18 protein-coding genes are annotated in these 20,553 nt (G+C 37.1%); 12 read left to right on the top strand and 6 right to left on the bottom strand.

Annotation, left to right across the window (positions count from 1 at the left end):
* The first annotated feature begins 28 nt into the window (after nt 1–28).
* The 3 genes from DRF57_RS16140 to DRF57_RS16130 are packed head-to-tail and all read left to right on the top strand — an operon-like array spanning nt 29 to nt 5,535.
* The gene (locus DRF57_RS16140; protein ID WP_115919610.1) at nt 29–1,312 is read left to right on the top strand and encodes a TolC family protein; all 1,284 of its coding nucleotides are present in this window, start codon (nt 29–31) and stop codon (nt 1,310–1,312) included.
* Nucleotides 1,313–1,321: 9 nt separating this feature from the next.
* Nucleotides 1,322–2,437, top strand: coding sequence for an efflux RND transporter periplasmic adaptor subunit (locus tag DRF57_RS16135; protein ID WP_084086564.1), 1,116 nt, complete (start codon nt 1,322–1,324; stop codon nt 2,435–2,437).
* On the top strand, nt 2,437–5,535 hold the full coding sequence (locus DRF57_RS16130) for an efflux RND transporter permease subunit (protein WP_115919608.1): 3,099 nt from the start codon (nt 2,437–2,439) through the stop codon (nt 5,533–5,535). Before DRF57_RS16135 ends, DRF57_RS16130 begins: the two co-directional genes overlap by 1 nt.
* Before the next feature lie 66 nt (nt 5,536–5,601).
* Here DRF57_RS16130 and DRF57_RS16125 read toward each other — a convergent pair whose 3' ends face one another.
* The 6 genes from DRF57_RS16125 to DRF57_RS16100 all read right to left on the bottom strand — a co-directional run bounded on the left by DRF57_RS16125 (nt 5,602) and on the right by DRF57_RS16100 (nt 9,811).
* Nucleotides 5,602–6,357 (bottom strand): DUF5995 family protein, encoded by a 756-nt coding sequence (locus DRF57_RS16125; protein ID WP_115919606.1) that lies wholly within the window; start codon nt 6,355–6,357, stop codon nt 5,602–5,604.
* A gap of 133 nt (nt 6,358–6,490) precedes the next feature.
* Nucleotides 6,491–6,727: a TIGR04149 family rSAM-modified RiPP gene (locus tag DRF57_RS16120; RefSeq protein ID WP_047491352.1), complete on the bottom strand. Its 237-nt coding sequence runs from the start codon at nt 6,725–6,727 to the stop codon at nt 6,491–6,493.
* Between the two features lie 220 nt (nt 6,728–6,947).
* The gene (locus DRF57_RS16115; protein ID WP_115919604.1) at nt 6,948–7,514 is read right to left on the bottom strand and encodes a cysteine hydrolase family protein; all 567 of its coding nucleotides are present in this window, start codon (nt 7,512–7,514) and stop codon (nt 6,948–6,950) included.
* A 35-nt stretch (nt 7,515–7,549) separates the two neighbouring features.
* On the bottom strand, nt 7,550–8,020 hold the full coding sequence (locus tag DRF57_RS16110; protein ID WP_115919602.1) for a YciI family protein: 471 nt from the start codon (nt 8,018–8,020) through the stop codon (nt 7,550–7,552).
* A 40-nt stretch (nt 8,021–8,060) separates the two neighbouring features.
* A complete protein-coding gene (gene pncB, locus DRF57_RS16105; protein ID WP_115919600.1) occupies nt 8,061–9,239 on the bottom strand; it encodes a nicotinate phosphoribosyltransferase in 1,179 nt (392 codons plus the stop codon).
* Nucleotides 9,240–9,334: 95 nt separating this feature from the next.
* On the bottom strand, nt 9,335–9,811 hold the full coding sequence (locus tag DRF57_RS16100) for a Dps family protein (protein WP_084086568.1): 477 nt from the start codon (nt 9,809–9,811) through the stop codon (nt 9,335–9,337).
* 213 nt (nt 9,812–10,024) lie between these two features.
* On the opposite strand from DRF57_RS16100, the gene DRF57_RS16095 reads away from it, so the two are divergent.
* The 9 genes from DRF57_RS16095 to DRF57_RS16055 all read left to right on the top strand — a co-directional run bounded on the left by DRF57_RS16095 (nt 10,025) and on the right by DRF57_RS16055 (nt 20,512).
* Nucleotides 10,025–11,611: a hypothetical protein gene (locus DRF57_RS16095; RefSeq protein WP_115919598.1), complete on the top strand. Its 1,587-nt coding sequence runs from the start codon at nt 10,025–10,027 to the stop codon at nt 11,609–11,611.
* 340 nt (nt 11,612–11,951) lie between these two features.
* Nucleotides 11,952–12,365 (top strand): 30S ribosomal protein S12, encoded by a 414-nt coding sequence (rpsL, locus tag DRF57_RS16090; RefSeq protein WP_002983146.1) that lies wholly within the window; start codon nt 11,952–11,954, stop codon nt 12,363–12,365.
* A gap of 23 nt (nt 12,366–12,388) precedes the next feature.
* Complete coding sequence (gene rpsG, locus DRF57_RS16085) at nt 12,389–12,865, top strand: 30S ribosomal protein S7 (protein ID WP_047491372.1); 477 nt, start codon at nt 12,389–12,391, stop codon at nt 12,863–12,865.
* 6 nt (nt 12,866–12,871) lie between these two features.
* Entirely contained in the window at nt 12,872–14,989 is a 2,118-nt protein-coding gene (gene fusA / locus DRF57_RS16080) for an elongation factor G (RefSeq protein ID WP_047491375.1), read from the top strand.
* Between the two features lie 16 nt (nt 14,990–15,005).
* Nucleotides 15,006–15,311 (top strand): 30S ribosomal protein S10, encoded by a 306-nt coding sequence (gene rpsJ, locus DRF57_RS16075; RefSeq protein ID WP_002661363.1) that lies wholly within the window; start codon nt 15,006–15,008, stop codon nt 15,309–15,311.
* A 317-nt stretch (nt 15,312–15,628) separates the two neighbouring features.
* Nucleotides 15,629–17,887 carry a TonB-dependent siderophore receptor gene (locus DRF57_RS16070; protein ID WP_115919596.1) on the top strand — a complete coding sequence of 753 codons (2,259 nt, stop codon included), beginning with the start codon at nt 15,629–15,631 and terminating at the stop codon, nt 17,885–17,887.
* A 17-nt stretch (nt 17,888–17,904) separates the two neighbouring features.
* On the top strand, nt 17,905–18,522 hold the full coding sequence (locus tag DRF57_RS16065) for a hypothetical protein (RefSeq protein ID WP_115919594.1): 618 nt from the start codon (nt 17,905–17,907) through the stop codon (nt 18,520–18,522).
* 210 nt (nt 18,523–18,732) lie between these two features.
* Entirely contained in the window at nt 18,733–19,929 is a 1,197-nt protein-coding gene (locus tag DRF57_RS16060; protein WP_157969905.1) for a PepSY-associated TM helix domain-containing protein, read from the top strand.
* Between the two features lie 88 nt (nt 19,930–20,017).
* Nucleotides 20,018–20,512 carry a low affinity iron permease family protein gene (locus DRF57_RS16055; RefSeq protein ID WP_115919590.1) on the top strand — a complete coding sequence of 165 codons (495 nt, stop codon included), beginning with the start codon at nt 20,018–20,020 and terminating at the stop codon, nt 20,510–20,512.
* Nucleotides 20,513–20,553 lie beyond the last annotated feature (41 nt).

Raw genomic sequence — 20,553 nt, 5'->3', positions numbered from 1 at the left:
TTAGAGGGATAGCTTTGTGGTCTTAAATATGAGACCTTTGAAAAAGATTATTTTTACACTATTTTATATTCATTGTTTTAGTTTCTTTTCTGCGCAGATTTCCGATACTATAAAAATCGGCAGAAAGGAAGCTGAAACAATTTTTCTTGCTAAAAATCTTGATCTTATTGCCCAGAAACTGGAGATTTCCCAGGCGGAAGCCCGTGCTCTTCAGGCAAAATACTGGCCTAATCCTAAATTAAGCATCAGTGAAGTCAATCTATGGAGAACCTATGATATTGAAGAGCAGCCTGCACTTATTGGAAATTGGGGGAAGAATACTCAGATTTCTGCTGAAATAGAGCAGGTAATCCAGACAGCCGGTAAGAGGAGAAAAAATATAGAATTACAAAAGATTGAAGTAGAAGGAGAAAAGTATGAACTGCAGGAAGTATTTCGTGAACTTAAAAAAACACTGAGAAATACGATCACTGAAATTCTCTATAACCAGGAACAGCAGAAAATCTATCAGGGGCAGATCTCTTCTATTGAGAAACTAACAAAATCTTACAACAACCAATTGAACCTTGGAAATATAAGTAAAGCAGAATACGTCCGCTTAAAAGCACAGGAAATTGAATTCAAGAAAAAACTGATTTCATTGAAGCAGGAAATTGAAGACCAGCAGCTGGAACTGAAAGCTTTACTGATGATTCCCTCTCAGTCTTATCTTGTGATTTCTGATTCTTTTACCATGCCGGAAAAACAGCTTTCCGAAGTAGAAATGGTACAATGGATAGAAAAAGCAAAAGAAAACCGTCCGGACATTCTGATTTCCAGAAATAAAGAGAAACATGCAGATAAAAATCTGGAAATACAAAATGCTATGAAGACTCCGGATATTGCCGTTTCGATAGGCTATGACCGCGGTGGAAATATTATGAAGGATTTTATAGGATTGGGATTATCCTTCGATCTTCCCATTTTCGACCGCAATAAAGGGAATATTCAGGAGGCCCAGCTGGAAGTTCAGAAAATGAAGATTGAAACCCGAAAGAATATGCTGAAGTCTGAAAATGAGATTGTTTCTGTTTTTAGAAATTATATCCGGACACAGCAGGTTTCTGAAGAAATAGATGACACGTATGAAGCTACTTTGGATGGTCTGTTGGTAAGCCACGAGAAAAATTTCAGATTGAGAAATATCAGCATGTTGGAATACATGGATTTTCTGGATACCTATATTGGCAATAAAATGATCATCCTGGATACTAAAAAAGAGCTTAATCAATACTACGAAAACCTGCAATATGTTGTAGGACAAGATTTATAATACTTAGATATGAAAATGAATATTACCAGATACATTGCAGTGATTTATCTTTCTGCTTTGGTTTCCCTTACAGGCTGTAAAGATCAGAAACAGGATAGTGAAGCTCACAAAGGCTATTGCATCAGTAAAGAACTTAAGAAGGATATTAAACTTGTTCAGGCAGAAATGCGTCCTATTGAAGAAAGTATTACACTTACCGGAGAAGTGGAAAGTAATTCAGACAAAACAGTTCCTTTTGTAAGTCTTGTAGATGGAGTGGTTACAGAAACTTACTTCTCTTTAGGCGATTACGTGAAAAAAGGGCAGGTTTTAGCAAGTGTAAAAAGTACCGCCGTAAATGAGATGCAGGATGATACCCAGACTTTACAGGCTCAGCTGGCAGTGGCCAAAAGAAAGCTGTCTTCTGTAGAAGCGATGTATAAAGATGATATTGCTTCTCAGAAAGATTTGCAGGAAGCAAGATCCGAAGTGGCCATATTGCAGTCTAATATTTCCAAGACCCAAAAAAATATGCAGCTGTATTCAGCAGGAGGGAGCACCATTCAGATTAAAGCTCCTGCAGACGGCTATGTGGTTTCCAAAAATATTTCCAAAGGAATGCCGGTTACAGCAGGAGGTGATCAGCTATTTACCGTTTCCAATCTGGATAAAGTCTGGGTAATGGCCAATGTCTATGCGACCAATATGAGACATGTGTATGTAGATCAGCCGGTAGTGGTAAAAACTCTGGCATATCCTGATGACAGTTTTTCCGGGAAAATCAACAATATTTCACAGGTTTTTAACGAGAATGAAAGGGTCCTCAAGGCGAAGATCATTATGGATAATAATGGCATGAAACTAAGACCTGGAATGTCCGCGGATATTGTTCTGCCGGTTAATTCACAAAATAGAACTGCACTGGCAATTCCTGCTAAGGCTATGATCTTTGATAATAATCAGAGTTATGTAGTGGTGTACAAAAAAGACTGTGAACTGGAGATCAGGCCGGTAACGGAAATCACTTCCAACAGCCAATATATTTATGTGGAAGGAAATTTAAAGCCCGGAGAGAATATTATTGCTTCCAATGGGCTGCTGATCTATGAAAACCTGAAAAACCAATTAAATAACGCCACCAAGTAATGCGAAAATTTGTACAGAATATAGTTTCCTTCTCTTTAAAAAACTCATTGATTGTTCTTTTGGGAACTTTCCTTTTGTTGGCTGGAGGAATCTATTCCTATATGCATACTCCCATTGAAGCATTTCCGGATGTTACCAATACCAGAGTAAGGGTGATTACCCAATGGCCGGGAAGAAGTGCCGAGGAAATAGAAAAATTTGTTACCCTGCCAATTTCGAAAGAAATGAATGCCATCCCGAATAAAACATCGGTACGGTCTATTTCATTGTTCGGATTATCTGTGGTTACGGTAATTTTCGATGATCATGTAGATGACTTTTATGCCCAGCAGTATGCTTCCAATAAACTGGGAAATGTGGAACTCCCCAACGGGGCAGAATATAGTATTGAGCCTCCTTCCGGGGCTACCGGTGAAATTTATCGGTACATTATCAAGAGTAAGCTACCGATCAAAGAAGTTACAGCGATTCAGGATTGGGTCATCGAAAGAGAATTGTTGGCAGTTCCCGGAGTAGCTGATGTGGTTAGTTTTGGTGGTGAAGAAAAAACATATGAAATAAAAATTAATCCTACAGAATTACACAATTATGACCTTTCCCCCCTGGATGTGTATGAAGCGGTTTCGAAGAGTAACATCAATGTAGGAGGAGATGTAGTGGCAAAGGGAGATCAGGCTTATGTAGTACGGGGGATTGGTCTTTTAGAGAAAAAGGAGGATATTGAGAATATTCAGATTGAAGTAAAAGGTTCTACGCCTATTTTGGTAAAACATGTGGCAGAGGTAAAGATCTCGGCAAAACCAAGACTGGGACAGGTAGGGTATAACAAAGAAAATGATGTAGTAGAAGGAATCGTGATCATGCTTCGTGGTGAAAATCCAAGTGAAGTTATTGCAAAACTGAAGGATAGGATAGAGCAGCTGAACGGAGGAGAACTTCCAGGTGATATTCAGATTGTTCCTATTATTGACCGTACAGAACTGGTGAATACAACCGTTCATACCGTTTCCAAAAACCTGATTGAAGGGGTAATCTTGGTCTCTATTATAGTATTTATATTTCTGTATAACTGGAGAACGACGTTCATTGTGGCTTCGGTGATTCCTCTGGCTTTCCTTTTTGCTATTATTATGTTGAGAATTCAGGGGCTTCCTGCTAATCTGATTTCTATGGGAGCATTGGATTTCGGATTATTGCTGGAGGGAACGCTGGTTATTGTAGAACATGTATTTGTGGCGCTCGAACAAAAGGCCAAGAAAATTGGGCTCCGAAGGTTCAATAAGATTTCAAAACTCGGGATCATAAAAAGAAGTGCCGGAAGTGTGGCCAGCTATATTTTCTTTGCATTGCTGATTCTTATTGTGGCATTGCTGCCCATTTTCTCTTTCCAGAAAGTGGAAGGAAAAATGTTCTCTCCTTTAGCATTTACATTGGGATATGCCTTGTTGGGATCGTTAATCTTGAGTTTGACCTATGTGCCGGCAATGTGTAAACTTTTGCTGACTAAAAATATAGAAGAAAAAGAGAATTTTATTTCAAGATTTTTCAGGGTAAATATCTATAGAATCTATGAGTTCAGTAACCGTCATAAAAAAGGATTTATCATCGGGTTTATTACTTTATTGGCGATTTGTGGCTGGAGATTCTCCAATTACGGATCTGAATTTTTACCCAAACTGAATGAAGGAGCAATCTACGTACGTGCAACGTTGCCCAATAGTGTAAACCTTGACGAATCTGTACGTCTGACGAAAGAGATGAAAGGGATTTTAATGAAGTATGATGAAGTGAAATTTGTCATGACTCAGACAGGCCGCCCGAATGACGGAACGGATCCTACCGGATTTTTTAATATAGAATTTAATATTCAGCTGAAGCCGGAAAATGAATGGAAGAAAAAAATATCCAAAGAAGAACTTCTGGAAGAAATGAGAGGCTCTCTTGAAAAATATCCGGGTATTAATTTTGGATTCAGCCAGCCGATTCAGGATAATGTGGAAGAATATGTGGCAGGAGTGAAAGCCCCATTGGTGATTAAAATTTTCGGAAATGATCTGTTTGAACTTGAAAACTATGCCAATCAAGTAGCCAATTCCATCAGAACGGTTCCCGGAATTTCAGATGTGAATATTTTTAAAAATATAGGACTTCCTGAGCTTAGAATACAGCTTCATGACTCAAAAATGGCAAAATACGGTGTTTCTACAGCAGATGCACAAGCCGTTATTGAAATGACTATTGGAGGGCAGGCAGCTACCAAATTTTATGAAGAGGAAAGGATGTTTGATGTTATGCTGAGATTTGAAAAACAATATCGTGATACCCCTGAAAAAATGGGGGATATCCTGATTCCTACTCAGGATAATAAAAAAGTACCGCTGAAAGAAATTGCAACGATTGATTATCATACCGGTCCGTCTTTTATTTATCGTGAAGGAAACAGCAGGTATATTGGAGTAGGATTCAATATTGAAGGTCGCGATTTGGGAAGTACAATCAAAGAAGCCAAAGCCAAAGTTGAAAAAGAAGTAAAACTTCCCAAGAGTCATAAAATGACCTGGGCCGGAGAGTTTGAAAGTAAAGAAAGAGCGGCAAAACAGCTGGCCATGGTAGTGCCCATTTCTTTAGTTCTTATTCTGATGCTGCTGTATTTCAATTTTGGGAATGTAAAAGATACACTGATTTCTTCCATTACATTGGCGTTTGCGTTTATCGGAGGGTTTTTATCTCTCTGGTTTACAGGAACCATTTTCGGAATCTCCGCAGGGATTGGTTTTATTATCCTTTTTGGAGTAGCAACTATTGACGGTATCGTTCTGATTGGAGTCATGAAGGAGAACTTACAAAACAGGATGCCTCTTAAAAATGCGATTGCTCAGGGGGTACAAAGTAGAATCCGTCCGGTAGTGATGATTGCCTTAATGGGGTCTATGGGACTTTTACCGGCAGCAATGTCCAATGGAATGGGTTCTGAAATCCAGAAACCATTAGCGATTATGATTGTAGGAGGGTTGATCATCTGTATGCTTCTTTCATTTACCATACTGCCGATTGTATTCTATTATGCTTATCGTAAAAAATACAAGGAAGCAATATAGTTTCTTTTATTTTGTTCATTATGTTAACCGGGATTCTTGAGGAAGATCCCGGTTTTTTTATCCGGATTAAATACTTTTTGTAGACTCTAATATTTCAATATTCCTTATCACATCATTACTTTCACATTTTTTAAGCTCCTTGATAAGTCCGGAATTAGTGAGCTTCGGATTCAATATCTGTGAAGCTACTTTTGCTGCGGCATAATCGATAATGCTAATGACAGGTTCTCGCAGAAAATTTGGAGTGTTGGAGGCAATCACGGCAGTTGTCCATGAAGTTTCTCTGGCTTTGGAAATGGCAAAATCCAGTATGGCATTGTCTTTTCCGTTAGAAAGCTGATCAATCAGGTCTACAGGGTAGCATATCTTGCCCAGAGAATCCTGAACCTTTTGGTTAATAGAAGCAATAACGCTGTTAATATTCTCAAAATCTTTCTTTAAGGGATTTATTTTCCGGTAAGGCATAATCGCAGCTGCTGAAATTCCAAGATCAAGGTTGATATGGGCATTCATTCCCAGAAAAATGTGCTGTAATATCAGAAGGTTTTTATTTTTTGAAGCTTCAAAAGCTGTATACCATGAGTTGCTGCAACGGTTACCTTTGCGGTAGCTATCCCAAGCTTCAAGATATCTTTGTGCAAAAGCAATGTCCAATGTTACCATTCTCGGATTATCTTCAAATTTTTTCTGTTGAATTCCTTTCAAAACCTGTGCGGTCATAATACGGTAAGTACAGGCGAAATATCCTGCCGGACTTTGATTTTCCTTGCACCAGATGATGATAGTATCCAGTTTTTGCAGAACTTCTTCAATGGTTTTCATGGCGGTTTTTGTTTATTTAAAGATAATAAAAACCTATGATCCATGTATGTATTGTTTTGAAAACGAGTAGAATGATCTTTTTAATAATAAAAAAGTGAGCCGGAAAGACTCACTTTATTTGTTGTTCATTAGATTATGGAGTAATTATAATCGGATCTGGAAAAGGTTCAAGAACCAAGGGCTTGCACATTGCTGCCGGTTGGCAGGTTCCTCCCATGCATATAAAATTAGTCATGGTGGTGGTACCGTCAGGACATCTGATCATCCCTTCACCATGGCATCCTCCCGGACATTCTGCCGGATATAAATACCCACCGAATAGATCTTTCAATTCTGTTCTTGAAAGTTTTGATACGTTCATTTTTTTCATGGAATTAATTTTTATAGGTTTTTAATTTGTATGGTATTGAAAATGAACATCTAATATAGTAAAAAAAACAAATCACTATATGACGATATAGTGATTTGTTTTTATTTTGTTTAACAATGAGAATGAATACTCCGGAATGGGAGTCTTAATGCGATGTCTAAAATAATAGTATAACATCCCTTTTCCTTGTAATGAGTAACAGTCTTATGTATTGATCTTTTTACAACTCATGTAATAACTTTTCTGAATTCCATACAACAGCAAATTCATCATTTAAATTAGCAAGAGTAGTGAGGTGTATTAATTCTGAATCATATTTTTCTCCGTTTATTCCAAGTCTGTCGAATGCAGCAGTTGCATCAGAAATTAAGTAGGTTTCATAACCATAATTTCCAGCCATTCTCGTCGTGGTAGAAACACAATGATTTGTCGTTATTCCAATGATAACTAAAGTCATTATATTTTGATGGTCAAGTTGCTCTTTTAAATTGGTTCCTATAAAAGCACTGTTTACATTTTTTGTAATGACAGGCTCATCGTTTTTGGGCAATACATAATCATTAAATTCGAATCCGGTATGGGTTTCATGTAATTTTGAATTGATGTTGGATGAGCTGTGTCTGATGTGAAAGATAGGGAGATGTAGCGCTCTCCATTTCTCTAATAATTGTCCACTGATTTGCTCTGCTGTTTTATTATTTCTATTTCCACCCCAATAGTCTTCATCAAGAAATCCCTTTTGAATATCAATTAATACTAAAGCTGGTTTTTTATCTCTAAGTTTCATGTATTCAGAATTATATAGGTGTTTTTCAATAATGGTTAAGGATTTTCCTTCGAAATTTCTTCGTGATGTTTCAGATACAAAGGCAATGCCGCCGATCCATACCACGGGAAAATTTCATAACTAAAGACTCCGGCCTGAACTGCAGGGTCTGTTTTTACCCATTGCTCTGCTTCTTCTTTAGATTTCGTATTAAAGATGAACATTCCTCGGTAGTTTTCTTTATTTTTTTCCAGAAATGGACCTGCCACAATAATTTTCCCTTCATCAGCCAGCTTCCCGATATTAGCCATGTGACCTTTCATCAATGCCCCCATTTTGGCTTTATCATCTATTTTTGTGCTTCCGGTAGTAAGCATGACAATTGTGTAGGCCTTCATCCCGTATTGGTCTGCACCAAGAGAGGTTGCCAGCTCCTGATTGAATTTTACTTTTTCTTTTTTCTTCTCCTGAGCGAAGGATAAGGTGGTCAGCAAAATACTAAGGGTGATAAAAACTTTTAATTTCATAGATGTTTTAATTATAATGTGAATATCTGAAATCTAAATTCTAATCTTTTATTCTTAAAAACTCCTTGGCAAGCTCTATCATTTTAGGATCACCCGTATATTTTCCATGCTCATCAGAAAGTTTTACCGTAGGGATCCATTCTTTATTAGGTGCCTGAACGCCGATAAGTTTCATAACGATATTCATTGGTTTTACTCCTACATCATTGGTAAGATTGGTTCCTATTCCAAAAGAGATTCCTATTTTTCCTCTGCAGTAGCTGGTAATCTCCTCTACTTTTTCAAGATTCAGGGCATCAGAGAAGATAATATATTTAAACATCGGATTGATACCGTTATTCTGGTAATGAGCAATGGTTTTGTCTGCAAATTCTAAAGCATCGCCGCTATCATGACGTACCCCATCAAAAAGCTTGGCGAATTTTTTATCAAACTGCTGGAAGAAAACATCTGTGGTATAGGTGTCTGAAAGGGCAACTCCCAAATCACCTCTGTAAACATCCACCCAGTGTTCCAAAGCAAGCTCATTGGCCATTTTGAAACCATATTCAGCCGCATGGAACATAAACCATTCGTGAGCATGGGTCCCAATTGGCTTTACTCCATACTTCATCGCGAAATGAACATTGGAGCTTCCGATAAAAGTAGAATCTTTTTTCTGGGTCAAAGCTTCCATTACCAGGTTCTGTACTTTATAAGAATGTCTTCTTCTGGTTCCGAACTCGGCAAAGGTTACCCCCAGTTTTCCCAATGAATCTGCCTTCTCCAGGGTTTTGTTCATCACCACTTCATTGGAGTCCCTTTCCATGTGATTCATTTCGTAGTGAAGTTCACTGATCAGTGCCAGCAAAGGAACTTCCCAAAGAATTGTTCTGTACCAAAGTCCTTCCACTATTACAGAAAGATCACCTCCTTCCTGATGAATTTTCACTTCAGACGGATCATAATGATACCCTTCTAAAAAATCGAGGTAGGGAAGATCAATATAAGGACAGGTCCTTGCCATGAATTTCTTCTCATCTTTGGTAAGTTTAAGTTCTGCCATTTTATTGACCGCTTCTCTTAAAGCAGTATCAAAGCCTGGCGGAAAGTGATGTTTTCCCCTATTGATAAATTCGTATTTTACAATAGAACCAGGGAAAAGTTTTACCACTGCATTTTGCATGGTTATTTTATAAAAATCATTATCGAGAATTGAGTTGAGTTTTACGTCGTTCATAATATGTGTAATTTTAACGCAAATATAGAAATAAAAAATAAAATCGCCTAAATGTAAGGCGATTTTTTTGAAATATTTCAATGCTTGCTATTGAGCTATTTTCCAAGGTAAGAATTGTACATCCAAACTTCTTTTTCCTGCTCCGTGATATAGTCGCTCATTTGAGAGTTTGTACCTTCATCACCTGCTTCATCCGTAATATCTAATAACTCTCTCTGAAGATCAATAACCACCTTGAAAGAGCTTAAAATCAATTCAACACTTTTTGTACCATCTGTCACTTCTTTTGTCTCTTTAATGGTCGCTACTTTCAAATAGTCGGAGTAATTGTGAGCCGGGGTAGCTCCCAAAGTCAGAATTCTTTCTGCAATCTCATCAATTTTTAAAACCAGACTATTGTATAGTTCTTCAAACTTAGGGTGAAGGGTGAAAAACTGATCTCCTTTAATATTCCAGTGAGCCCCTCTGGTGTTCTGATAGAATATAGAATAGTTGGCTAAAAGTGCATTTAATTTTTCTGAAATCTTTTTACAGTCGGCTTCTTTAAGGCCGATAATACTAGCGTTTTTCATATGTATATATTTATATTTAATTTTTATAAGACCGTATGGAATTATCTTTCTCCCTGTGGTGTCTGTTGGGAGATATTAATAATGACCATTTCATACGTTATCTTTTGTATATATCAAATTTACGAAATATTGTGCCGAACTGCCCCAATATTAATAGATGATAACTATAAGAAAATTTTTTAAAATAGTTTGGAAGTATTAATATTGCAGAAGATGAAAAGTTTTTTGATCACTGCAGCCATATTTTTTGGGATATGTTTTATCTATATCCTGATCATGCTTTCTACGACCGAGCATTATTTTACCTATTTACTGGATGATGCCTATATTCACATGGCGATTGCTAAAAACTTTGCAGTTCATGGTATCTGGGGAATGACCAGGTATGCTTTTTCCTCTTCCTCTTCATCACCGGTTTTTACCCTTATTTTAAGTGCATTGATTTTTCTCTTTGGAGATCATGCTTTAATTCCGTTGATTTTTAATCTGGTTTCAGTAGGATTGCTTATTGTTATCCTTAACAAATACTACTCCCTGTTTTTCAATCAGAACAGATCTATAGTTTGGGCCTGTTTGTTTAGTCTTTTCTTTGCAGTGCTGCATGTGCAGATTGTAACCGGGATGGAGCATATTTTACAGACATTGATGATTGCCATCAATATGTACTGCTTTAAAAAATGGTCAGACAGTGAGGGTAAAGACAGGATCTCTCAATATGGTTTCTATTTTACGCTCCTGTCATTAGGTCTGATCAGATTTGAAAGCATGTTTTATTTTGTCTCCCTTGCATTTGTCTTTATGCTGATCAGGAAATGGAAGGACTCAGCACTTGTACTGGTCTGTGGTTTTGTTCCTATTTTTCTCTTCGGCTACATCAATTATCCTAAAAGTGGGTATTTTTTTCCCAATTCAGTTATTGCCAAAGGATCACTGATAGATTTCTCAGGCGGTATACCGAGGCAGATCATTGATCTCGTACTGAAAAAAGTAATTTTAAATACCAGTTTCTATAAAATCGGATTGTTTCCCTTAGTGATCAGTATGGTTTTATTATATAAGGACTATCAGAAAAAATTGAGCTTTCAAAAAATTATTGCGAACAACTTTCTCATCGTCGCCTGGAATTCTACTTTTATCCTGCATAGTTTATTTGGGGAAATAAAAGGGCAATTCAGATATGAAGCTTATCTTTTAGTAGCTTTTGCAATGGTTCTTATTCCAAAGCTTACATCTTTTTTCACCCAGCCATTACAGTTTTTTAGAACAGAAAGAATCATAGGAATAAGTATACTGGCGAATGTATTATTGCTGGTATATAAGTCTGGTCATGCTCATATTTTGATAACCAATGGAAGTGCCAACATATACGAACAACAGATTCAGTCTGCAAGATTTTTGAAAAAATACTATAATTCCTCTAAGGTGGTGGCTAATGATATTGGTGCCATCTGCTACTTTACGGATATCCATTTACTGGACTTCATGGGATTAGGATCTAAAGAAATGCTCCCTTTCAGAACGAAAGATAAAAGGCCTGACGATCAATTTGAAAATTTTTTGACACGAAGTGCTGTTGAAAATCAGTATCAGCTGGCTATCGCTTACGAAGAATGGCTGGATGGACATACCCCAAAGAACTGGAAAAAGGTTGCCTATCTGGAAGTAGGAGGAAAGAATGTCGTACTGGGTGAAAAACATTTGTTCATATATTCCATTAACCCTGAAATTCATAATTCTCTACAGCAAAATATTAGAAACTTTAACTGGAATAAGAATGTTAAGGTTACAATCATTGAATAATTAAAGCAAGCTATTGCTGTAATTATCTTAATGAATAGATAATAATTTGTTAACCGATCCTGCAGATTGTTTTTTTTAGCTTTACCCTCAAGATTGAAATGGCAGGTCCCAGCAATGACCTTTTAAAAAGAAAAGCAATACCGGATACTTTTAAATAAAATTTTATTTTTTTGAGAGAATCTTTAAGGCCCAAAAATAAGCCAATAACATGAAAACCAATAGGGTTGCCGTGGGGTATGGAAAACAAAAAAAAAGTTTTTATAAATAAATAAAAATATATAACTACTTGTCAATTAAAAAAATATTAGTATTTTTGCACCCTAAAATAAAAAGCAATTAAATGCCTACTATTCAACAATTAGTAAGAAAAGGAAGAGCCACGCTTGCCAAGAAGAGCAAATCGGCTGCCCTTGATTCTTGTCCACAAAGACGTGGTGTATGTACGAGAGTATATACTACTACACCGAAGAAACCTAACTCTGCACTTAGAAAAGTAGCAAGGGTAAGACTTTCTAACGGTAAAGAAGTGAATGCCTATATCCCGGGCGAAGGACATAATCTTCAAGAGCACTCGATAGTATTGGTTAGAGGCGGAAGGGTGAAAGACCTACCGGGAGTACGTTACCACATCGTAAGAGGTGCATTAGACACAGCTGGTGTAAATGGAAGAACTCAGAGAAGATCTAAGTACGGAGCTAAGAGACCTAAACCAGGACAAGCAGCTGCTGCTCCTGCAAAAGGGAAGAAAAAATAATCATTAAATAAGGTACAGAAACAATGAGAAAGACAAAAGCGAAAAAAAGACCGTTGTTACCAGATCCGAAATTTAATGATCAATTGGTAACTAGATTCGTAAACAACTTAATGCTTGACGGTAAGAAGTCAATCGCATTCAAAATTTTCTATGATGCATTAGAGATCGTAGAAACTAAAAAAGGAGATAACGAAAAAACTGCACTTGAAATCTGGAAAGATGCACTTACAAATGTAATGCCTCACGTAGAAGTACGTTCTAGAAGAGTAGGTGGAGCTAACTTCCAAATCCCTATGCCAATCAGAGCTGATAGAAAAATTTCTATGGCAATGAAATGGTTAATCAAATATTCTAAAGCTAGAAATGATAAGTCTATGGCTTTGAAATTAGCTAACGAAGTTGTAGCTGCTTCAAGAGAAGAAGGTGCTGCTTACAAGAAAAAGAGTGATACTCACAAAATGGCGGAAGCTAACAAAGCGTTTTCACACTTTAAATTCTAATCTGAAATGGGAAGAGATCTTAAATTTACAAGAAATATTGGTATTGCTGCGCATATTGATGCCGGTAAAACTACCACTACAGAAAGGATTCTATTCTATACAGGGGTAAACCACAAAATTGGAGAGGTTCACGATGGTGCTTCTACAATGGACTGGATGGAGCAGGAAGCTGAAAGAGGTATTACTATTACTTCTGCTGCTACTACTTGTTCTTGGAACTTTCCAACTGATCAAGGAAAGCCTCTTGCAGATACTAAACCTTACCACTTCAACATCATCGATACACCGGGACACGTTGACTTCACAGTAGAAGTAAACAGATCTTTAAGAGTATTGGATGGATTAGTATTCTTATTCTCTGCAGTAGATGGAGTAGAGCCTCAGTCTGAAACAAACTGGAGACTTGCTGACAACTACAAAGTTGCAAGAATGGGATTCGTAAACAAAATGGACAGACAAGGTGCTGACTTCCTTAACGTTGTAAAACAAGTTAAAGAAATGTTAGGATCTAATGCAGTTCCAATCGTTTTACCAATCGGTGCTGAAGAAGATTTCAAAGGTGTTGTAGACTTAATTAAAAACAGAGCGATCATCTGGGATGAAGCAGGACAAGGAGCTACTTTCGAAGTAGTGCCAATTCCTGAAGATATGAAAGATGAAGTTCTTGAATATAGAGAGAAATTAGTAGAAGCTGTTTCTGAATATGACGAAACTTTGATGGAGAAATTCTTCGAAGATCCGGATTCAATTACAGAAGAAGAAATCAATGCTGCATTGAGAGCTGCTACTATCGATTTATCTATTATCCCAATGACTTGTGGTTCTTCATTCAAGAATAAAGGAGTACAGTTTATGTTGGATGCAGTATGTAAATACTTGCCTTCTCCATTGGATAAAGATGATATCAAAGGTACTGACCCAAGAACTGACGCTGAAATTACAAGAAAGCCGTCTGTAGACGAGCCTTTCTCCGCATTAGCATTTAAGATTGCTACTGACCCATTCGTGGGAAGATTAGCATTCTTCAGAGCATACTCTGGAAGATTAGATGCAGGTTCTTATATCTTGAACACTCGTTCAGGAGATAAAGAAAGAATCTCTAGAATCTATCAGATGCACGCTAACAAGCAAAACCCGGTAGAATATATTGAAGCTGGTGATATTGGTGCAGCGGTAGGATTCAAGTCTATCAAAACTGGTGATACTATGTGTGACGAGAAAAACCCAATCGTTCTTGAATCGATGGTTTTCCCTGATCCGGTAATTGGTATCGCAGTTGAGCCTAAAACTAAAGCTGACCAGGATAAAATGGGTAACGCTCTAGCTAAATTGGCTGAAGAAGATCCAACGTTTACAGTGAGAACTGATGAAGCTTCTGGACAAACGATTATCTCTGGTATGGGTGAGCTTCACTTAGATATCATTGTTGACCGTATGAGAAGAGAATTCAAAGTTGAAGTAAACCAAGGTCAACCTCAGGTAGAATACAAAGAAAACTTAACAAAAGTTGCTCAACACAGAGAGGTTTACAAAAAACAATCTGGTGGTAAAGGTAAATTTGCTGATATTGTATTTGAACTAGGTCCAGCTGACGAAGGTAAAATTGGTTTAGAATTCATCAATGAGATCAAAGGTGGTAACGTTCCTAGAGAATTTGTTCCTGCAATTGAAAAAGGATTTAAAGCTGCAATGAAGAACGGTCCTTTGGCTGGTTTCGAAGTTGAAGGTATTAAAGTTACTCTTAAAGATGGATCTTTCCACGCGGTGGATTCTGATGCACTTTCTTTCGAATTAGCTGCTAAATTAGGATTTAAAGAAGCGGGACGTGCTGCTAAGCCAGTAATCATGGAGCCTATTATGAAATTGGAAGTTGTAACTCCAGAAGAGTATATGGGTAACATCATTGGTGACCTTAACAAAAGAAGAGGTACGATCAGTGGTCAGGAAGAAAAGAACGGTGCTGTTGTAATCAAAGGTTCAGTTCCACTTTCTGAAATGTTTGGATATGTAACGACTCTAAGAACACTTTCATCAGGAAGAGCTACTTCTTCTATGGAATTAGAGAAGTACCAAGCAACTCCACAAAACGTTGCTGAAGAAATCATTGCTAAAGCAAAAGGTTAATTTTTAAATTAAAGAAATGTCACAAAGAATCAGAATAAAACTAAAATCTTACGATTACAACTTGGTAGACAAGTCTGCTGAGAAAATCGTAAAAACGGTAAAGGCTACTGGTGCTGTTGTAAACGGTCCAATTCCATTGCCAACGAATAAGAGAATCTTCACTGTGTTGAGATCTCCGCACGTAAACAAGAAAGCAAGAGAGCAGTTCCAACTTTCAGCTCACAAGAGACTGATGGATATCTACTCTTCTTCTTCTAAAACTGTTGATGCTCTAATGAAATTAGAACTTCCTTCAGGTGTAGACGTTGAAATTAAAGTGTGATAACTGCATACTTTGCAATGATTATACAATCCGTTCCTTTTTAGGAACGGATTTTTTTTTGCTATCAACCTCTCCATACTACGACCTCCATTTTTGAACAGAAAAATTTATCTTTTTTCAGGTTTTACTTTTTATAACCATATGCCGGCTTTGACATGATACTACTAATGATGATATGTATCTGTTGGCATATTGTAAGCAGACTGTTACGTTGGTTGTTGATCCGGTATTGATTAGTCTTTTGCAGGTGACATATGTCAGTGAGGTTTATTTTATTTAGAATGAATAAAAACAATAAATTTGCAAAAAATCATTAAATGAATAAAGTAGTATCCTTTTCTCTGCTGTTATTGGGTGGGGTTCTTGCAAATGCACAGAAAGTGAATGATTCAATTAAACATAAAAAAATTGAAGAAGTAGAACTGTTCGGTGACAGAAAAAAACAACCGGAAGGCCTGGAAGCAATTACAAGATTGCCATTAAAAACCAGAGATCAAATCCAGAGTATTTCTGTTATTTCTCATAAAGCAATTGAAGAATTAGGAGCACTTACTGTTACTGATGTTGCAAAGAACGTTCCTGGTGTAACATTATTTTCAAGCTATGGTGGAGGAAGCGAAAGTATGTCCATCAGAGGATATCGTGGTGTTCCTGTATTGAAGAATGGGGTTCAGATGGACTCAGACTTCCGTACTTCGGGGATGATGACAGATATGCAGGGCGTTGAAAGTATTCAGGTAATTAAAGGTTCAGCAGCAGTAAGCCAGGGAATAGGAAATGGCTTAGGTTCAGCAGGAGGAGTAATTAATGTTGTTACTAAAAGACCTCAATTTATTGATCAAACAAATGTAGGGTTCCGCTATGGAAGTTGGGATTTTTATAGACCTACAGTAGATTTCCAGAGAGTTTTAGATTCTCAGGGGAAAGTTGCTGTAAGATTTAACGGAGCTTATCAGAATAATAATTCCTTTAGAAGTCACGTAAAAGGAGAAAGAATCTATGTAAATCCATCAGTAGCATTCCGTCCGGATGACAAAACATATATTAATGTTGAGATGGATTATCTGCACGATAACCGAACTCCGGACCGAGGGACTATTAACTTGGCAACTGGAGATGTAGAAGCATTGTATCACATGCCAAAAGGTAAGTTTTTAGGATATACTTCAGATTATGCTAAAACTGAAACGTATAATTTTGCAACTACGGCAATCCGTAAGCTTAATAATAATTTAAAGGTAAGAGCAGCTTTTGTAAATTCTGTAAGCAATTCTGATGGTGAAGCATCATCCATTTCACTGCCAACCGGAGGCACAAACTATAATATCAGACAACGTACAATAGGTAAATCAGAATCATTAGATATCAACCGTGTTTTACAGTTAGATTTCATTGGTGAGAAGATCAAAACTGGTTTTATTAATCATACATTCCAGGTTGGATTCGACTGGAGAGAAACGGAAACATCTTCTGTAACGTATGAAGCATATAAAAACTCTATTGCTCCGGAAAATCTAATTACAGCAAGACCTACTAAAATAGGAAGTACAACATATGGAGCTAACCCTCTTGATACATTTGATGTAGTGAATGGGGTCATTCCCAACACACTTCCTGTCAATGTTGTTTACAAAAGTTTAGGACGTACAAATTCCGTATTGACACCAAGCATTGGAGCTATGGCACAGGATGTAATGGCTATTGGTAAATATGTAAAAGCTCACCTGGGAATCCGTTACAGCAGATTGAATGGTTCTGGAAGCAGAGTGGTTGATACATGGAATCCTTCTTTCGGATTAATTATTTCACCAATTGAAAATATTAATGTTTTTGGATCTTATACAACAACAACTTCATTAAGATCTGTAAATAATATTCTTCAGGCTGGAGGATTCGTAGGAGCATCACAAACAAAACAATGGGAAGCAGGAATTAAGTCAGACTGGTTTAATGAACGTTTAAGATTTAATGTAACAGTTTTTGATATTAAGACAGATAACTTAGCCTTCCAAATATTAGATAAAAATTACAGACCGGTGGTAGATAAAGATAATAATGTACTTTACGGAATGGCAGGTAATCTAAGAAGAAAAGGATTGGAAGTAGAACTTATTGGAAGAATCTTACCCAATCTACAGGTAATGTCCGGATGGGCTTATTTAGATGCTCAATATCAGGATAGCCCGGCTTATATCAATGGTTCAAGACCTATGAATGCACCAAAGCATACGGCTAATGCATGGTTAAATTATAGATTTAATACAGGGGTATTGGATAGATTAGATGTAGGGGCTGGAATTTACTATGTTGGAAAACGTCCGGTAGATGAGTGGACTCAGAAGACATTCACCGCAGGCCATATCAACAGTGTGGAAGCGGGGACAAAACCTTTCGATATGCCGGAATATACTACTGTAGACGCACAGGTAGGATACTCATTGAAGAATGGTGTTGGTGTAAGAGTATTCTTCAACAATATTTTTGATAGTGTAGGATACAGTTCTTATTTCAGAGGAGGATATATTGATCAGATCCAACCTAGAAACTTTGCAGTACAGGTAAATTATAAATTCTAATCAACAAAATCATTATTATGAAAAGTATAAAATCATTAGTTTTTGCCCTTAGTATTGGAGCTTTTTTTGCTTCATGTTCCGGAGAGAAAAAGAAAGGAATTGATTATAACCAGTTCAAAACTGAAATACAGCTTACACCCGATCAGACGAAAAGCTTTGATGAGATCACTAAAAAATATCAGGATCTTCAGGAACAGAATTTTCAGGCCGCAAAAGCACAGGGAGGAAATATGGACCGTGTGGCTTTGGGAATAAAAAATGAAGAGCTGAGAGCACAACAGTCTCTTGAAATGGCCAAAGTATTGGATGGCCCACAAATGGAAAAGTTCAACAAATTCGTTGATGAAAATTCCAGAAAAAGACCAAGATATGACAATGCTCTTTTAGAAAGAATAAAAACAGAAGCACAGCTTTCCGAAGACGAATTTAAAGTAGTCAATGCAGCGAATGATGCATTTGAAAAAGCATTCAACGATGCTCACGATGTGTATCACGGTAACAATGACCTGGCTAAAGAATACTGGGAAAAGTTTGATGCACAGAGAAAAGCAGTCATTAAAAATACACTTACTCCTGAACATTATACGAAATTCGAAGAGATCGTAAAAGAGGTTCAGTTTAAAGGAAGAAAATAATTTGATCCGGATTCCCATCCGGAGAAGGGAAAGTAAGTTCTACCCGTATCACAGAACTTTCTTGTAAGGCTTATACAATATACACAGCAGATTATTCAGCGAAATTAATTTATAGGTCACCCTTTAAAATTATCAATCATTCATATCAATTTTAATTTAAAAAACATTAAGGTGACCCCAACCATCTTAATGTTTTTGTTATATGCCCAAATGAAGTTATTATTTAAAAGCCTTTACCGGAAAAAAAGGAAGAATGAATCGGTTACTAAATATCTGATGTGGCTTATTCATCTTTGGTTGGGACTTTTATCAGCGGTCATTGTTTTTCTAATGTGTCTTACCGGTTGCCTGTATGCATTCAAAAACCAGGTTATAGAATTTACAAACAGAGATAAAGTATATATCAGCCCAGCTTCCGGAAAAGTTAAAAACCCGGATCTGATCCGGTCAGAATTGTTAGAACAGAAAAAAGAGCTGACCTCCCTTCTGATTCCGGATGATAAAGGAAGAAGCTATGTTATTGGATATCGGGAAAATCAATTGGATAAAAGCACTTATTATAATCAGTATACAGGTGAAATTCTGGGGCCGGCAGATATCGGAGCGAGCCACTTTTTTGAAGTTGTACTTGATATTCACAGAAACCTGATGATGGGAAATGCCGGACGTCAGGTGGTAGGAGCTGCGGTACTTGTATTTTGTGGGTTGCTGATTTCAGGATTTATCCTCTGGCTGCCCAAAAAACTGAAGTTTCTAAAACAAGGGCTGACTGTCATGTTGAAAGCAAAGTTTCAGCGATTGAATTATGACCTCCATAATACCCTTGGATTCTACAGCTTCCTGATGCTTTTCTTTATTGCTGTTACAGGATTGTATATAACCTATCCCTGGGTGAAAAATGGCCTTATTGTGAGTCTCGGAGGATCTTCAATTGATCATATTTCAAATAATAATGAGAATGGCGATGATCCGTTCAGTGGGCTTATGGAAGATATGCTCCAGAAGCAGGATGAAAAGAAAAATCTTAAAAATTCAACGTCTGCTTCTATCGATAAAATTATACAGCTTTCGGACCGGTACCTTCCTTATACTGCTGTTACAAGTGTAGCGTTACCTAATAAAGATAACCCCCGATATGTGATCATCAAAACAAACAGGCAGAACCTGCTGGGAATGATGCTTCCGGATGAAGTGACATTTGATAAAACAGGAGTTTTTAAAACCAGGGAATTGTTCTCTGCAAAGCCTCTCAATAAACAGTTTACAACACTTGCCAAACCTTTGCATACTGGAGAAATCATGGGACTACCCAGTATCATTCTCTATTTTATAGTGTCTCTTATCGGATGTTCTCTACCTGTGACAGGATTTCTGATCTGGTGGCATAGGGCTAAGAAAATAAAATAAAAGATACCACTTCCCAACTGAAAACTCAACTTTATTTATCCCGGTTCATGGTAATTTTATACATTTATTATGTAAAACAACTTCTATCATGAGTCACAACAATCATAATTTTTTTGAGAAATTTTCAAACGAGGCAGTAAAATTTACAGGAAGTCCTGTTGCATTTATCGGAGCTATGCTTCTGGTCATTATCTGGGCGGTAACAGGTCCTTTTTTCGATTATTCGGAAACTTGGCAGCTTGTGATCAATACAGGAACTACGATCATTACCTTTTTAATGGTTTTCCTTATTCAAAAAGCCCAGAATAAAGATTCTAAAGCTATACAGATAAAGCTGAACGAGCTGATTGCTGCCCATGAAAAGGCCAGTAACAGAATTGTAGATATTGAAGATCTTACAGAAACGGAACTGGATCAGCTCCACCATTATTACGAAAATCTGGCTCAGTTTGCCAAAAAGGATGCGGATATCCATACCTCGCATTCTATTGATGCGGCAAAGAGAAATCAGAATTACAAGCATGAGTTCTTCAAAAATAAACATGAAGAATGGCTCAAGAAGCAGGAACGGAAGAAAGAATAATTAGTCTTCATTATAAAATTTCTTGAAGGAACTTTTTGGTG

The organism is Chryseobacterium rhizosphaerae, assembly GCF_003385455.1.
Classification (GTDB): Bacteria; Bacteroidota; Bacteroidia; order Flavobacteriales; family Weeksellaceae; genus Chryseobacterium; species Chryseobacterium rhizosphaerae.
This window is presented reverse-complemented; position numbering and strand designations above follow the sequence as displayed.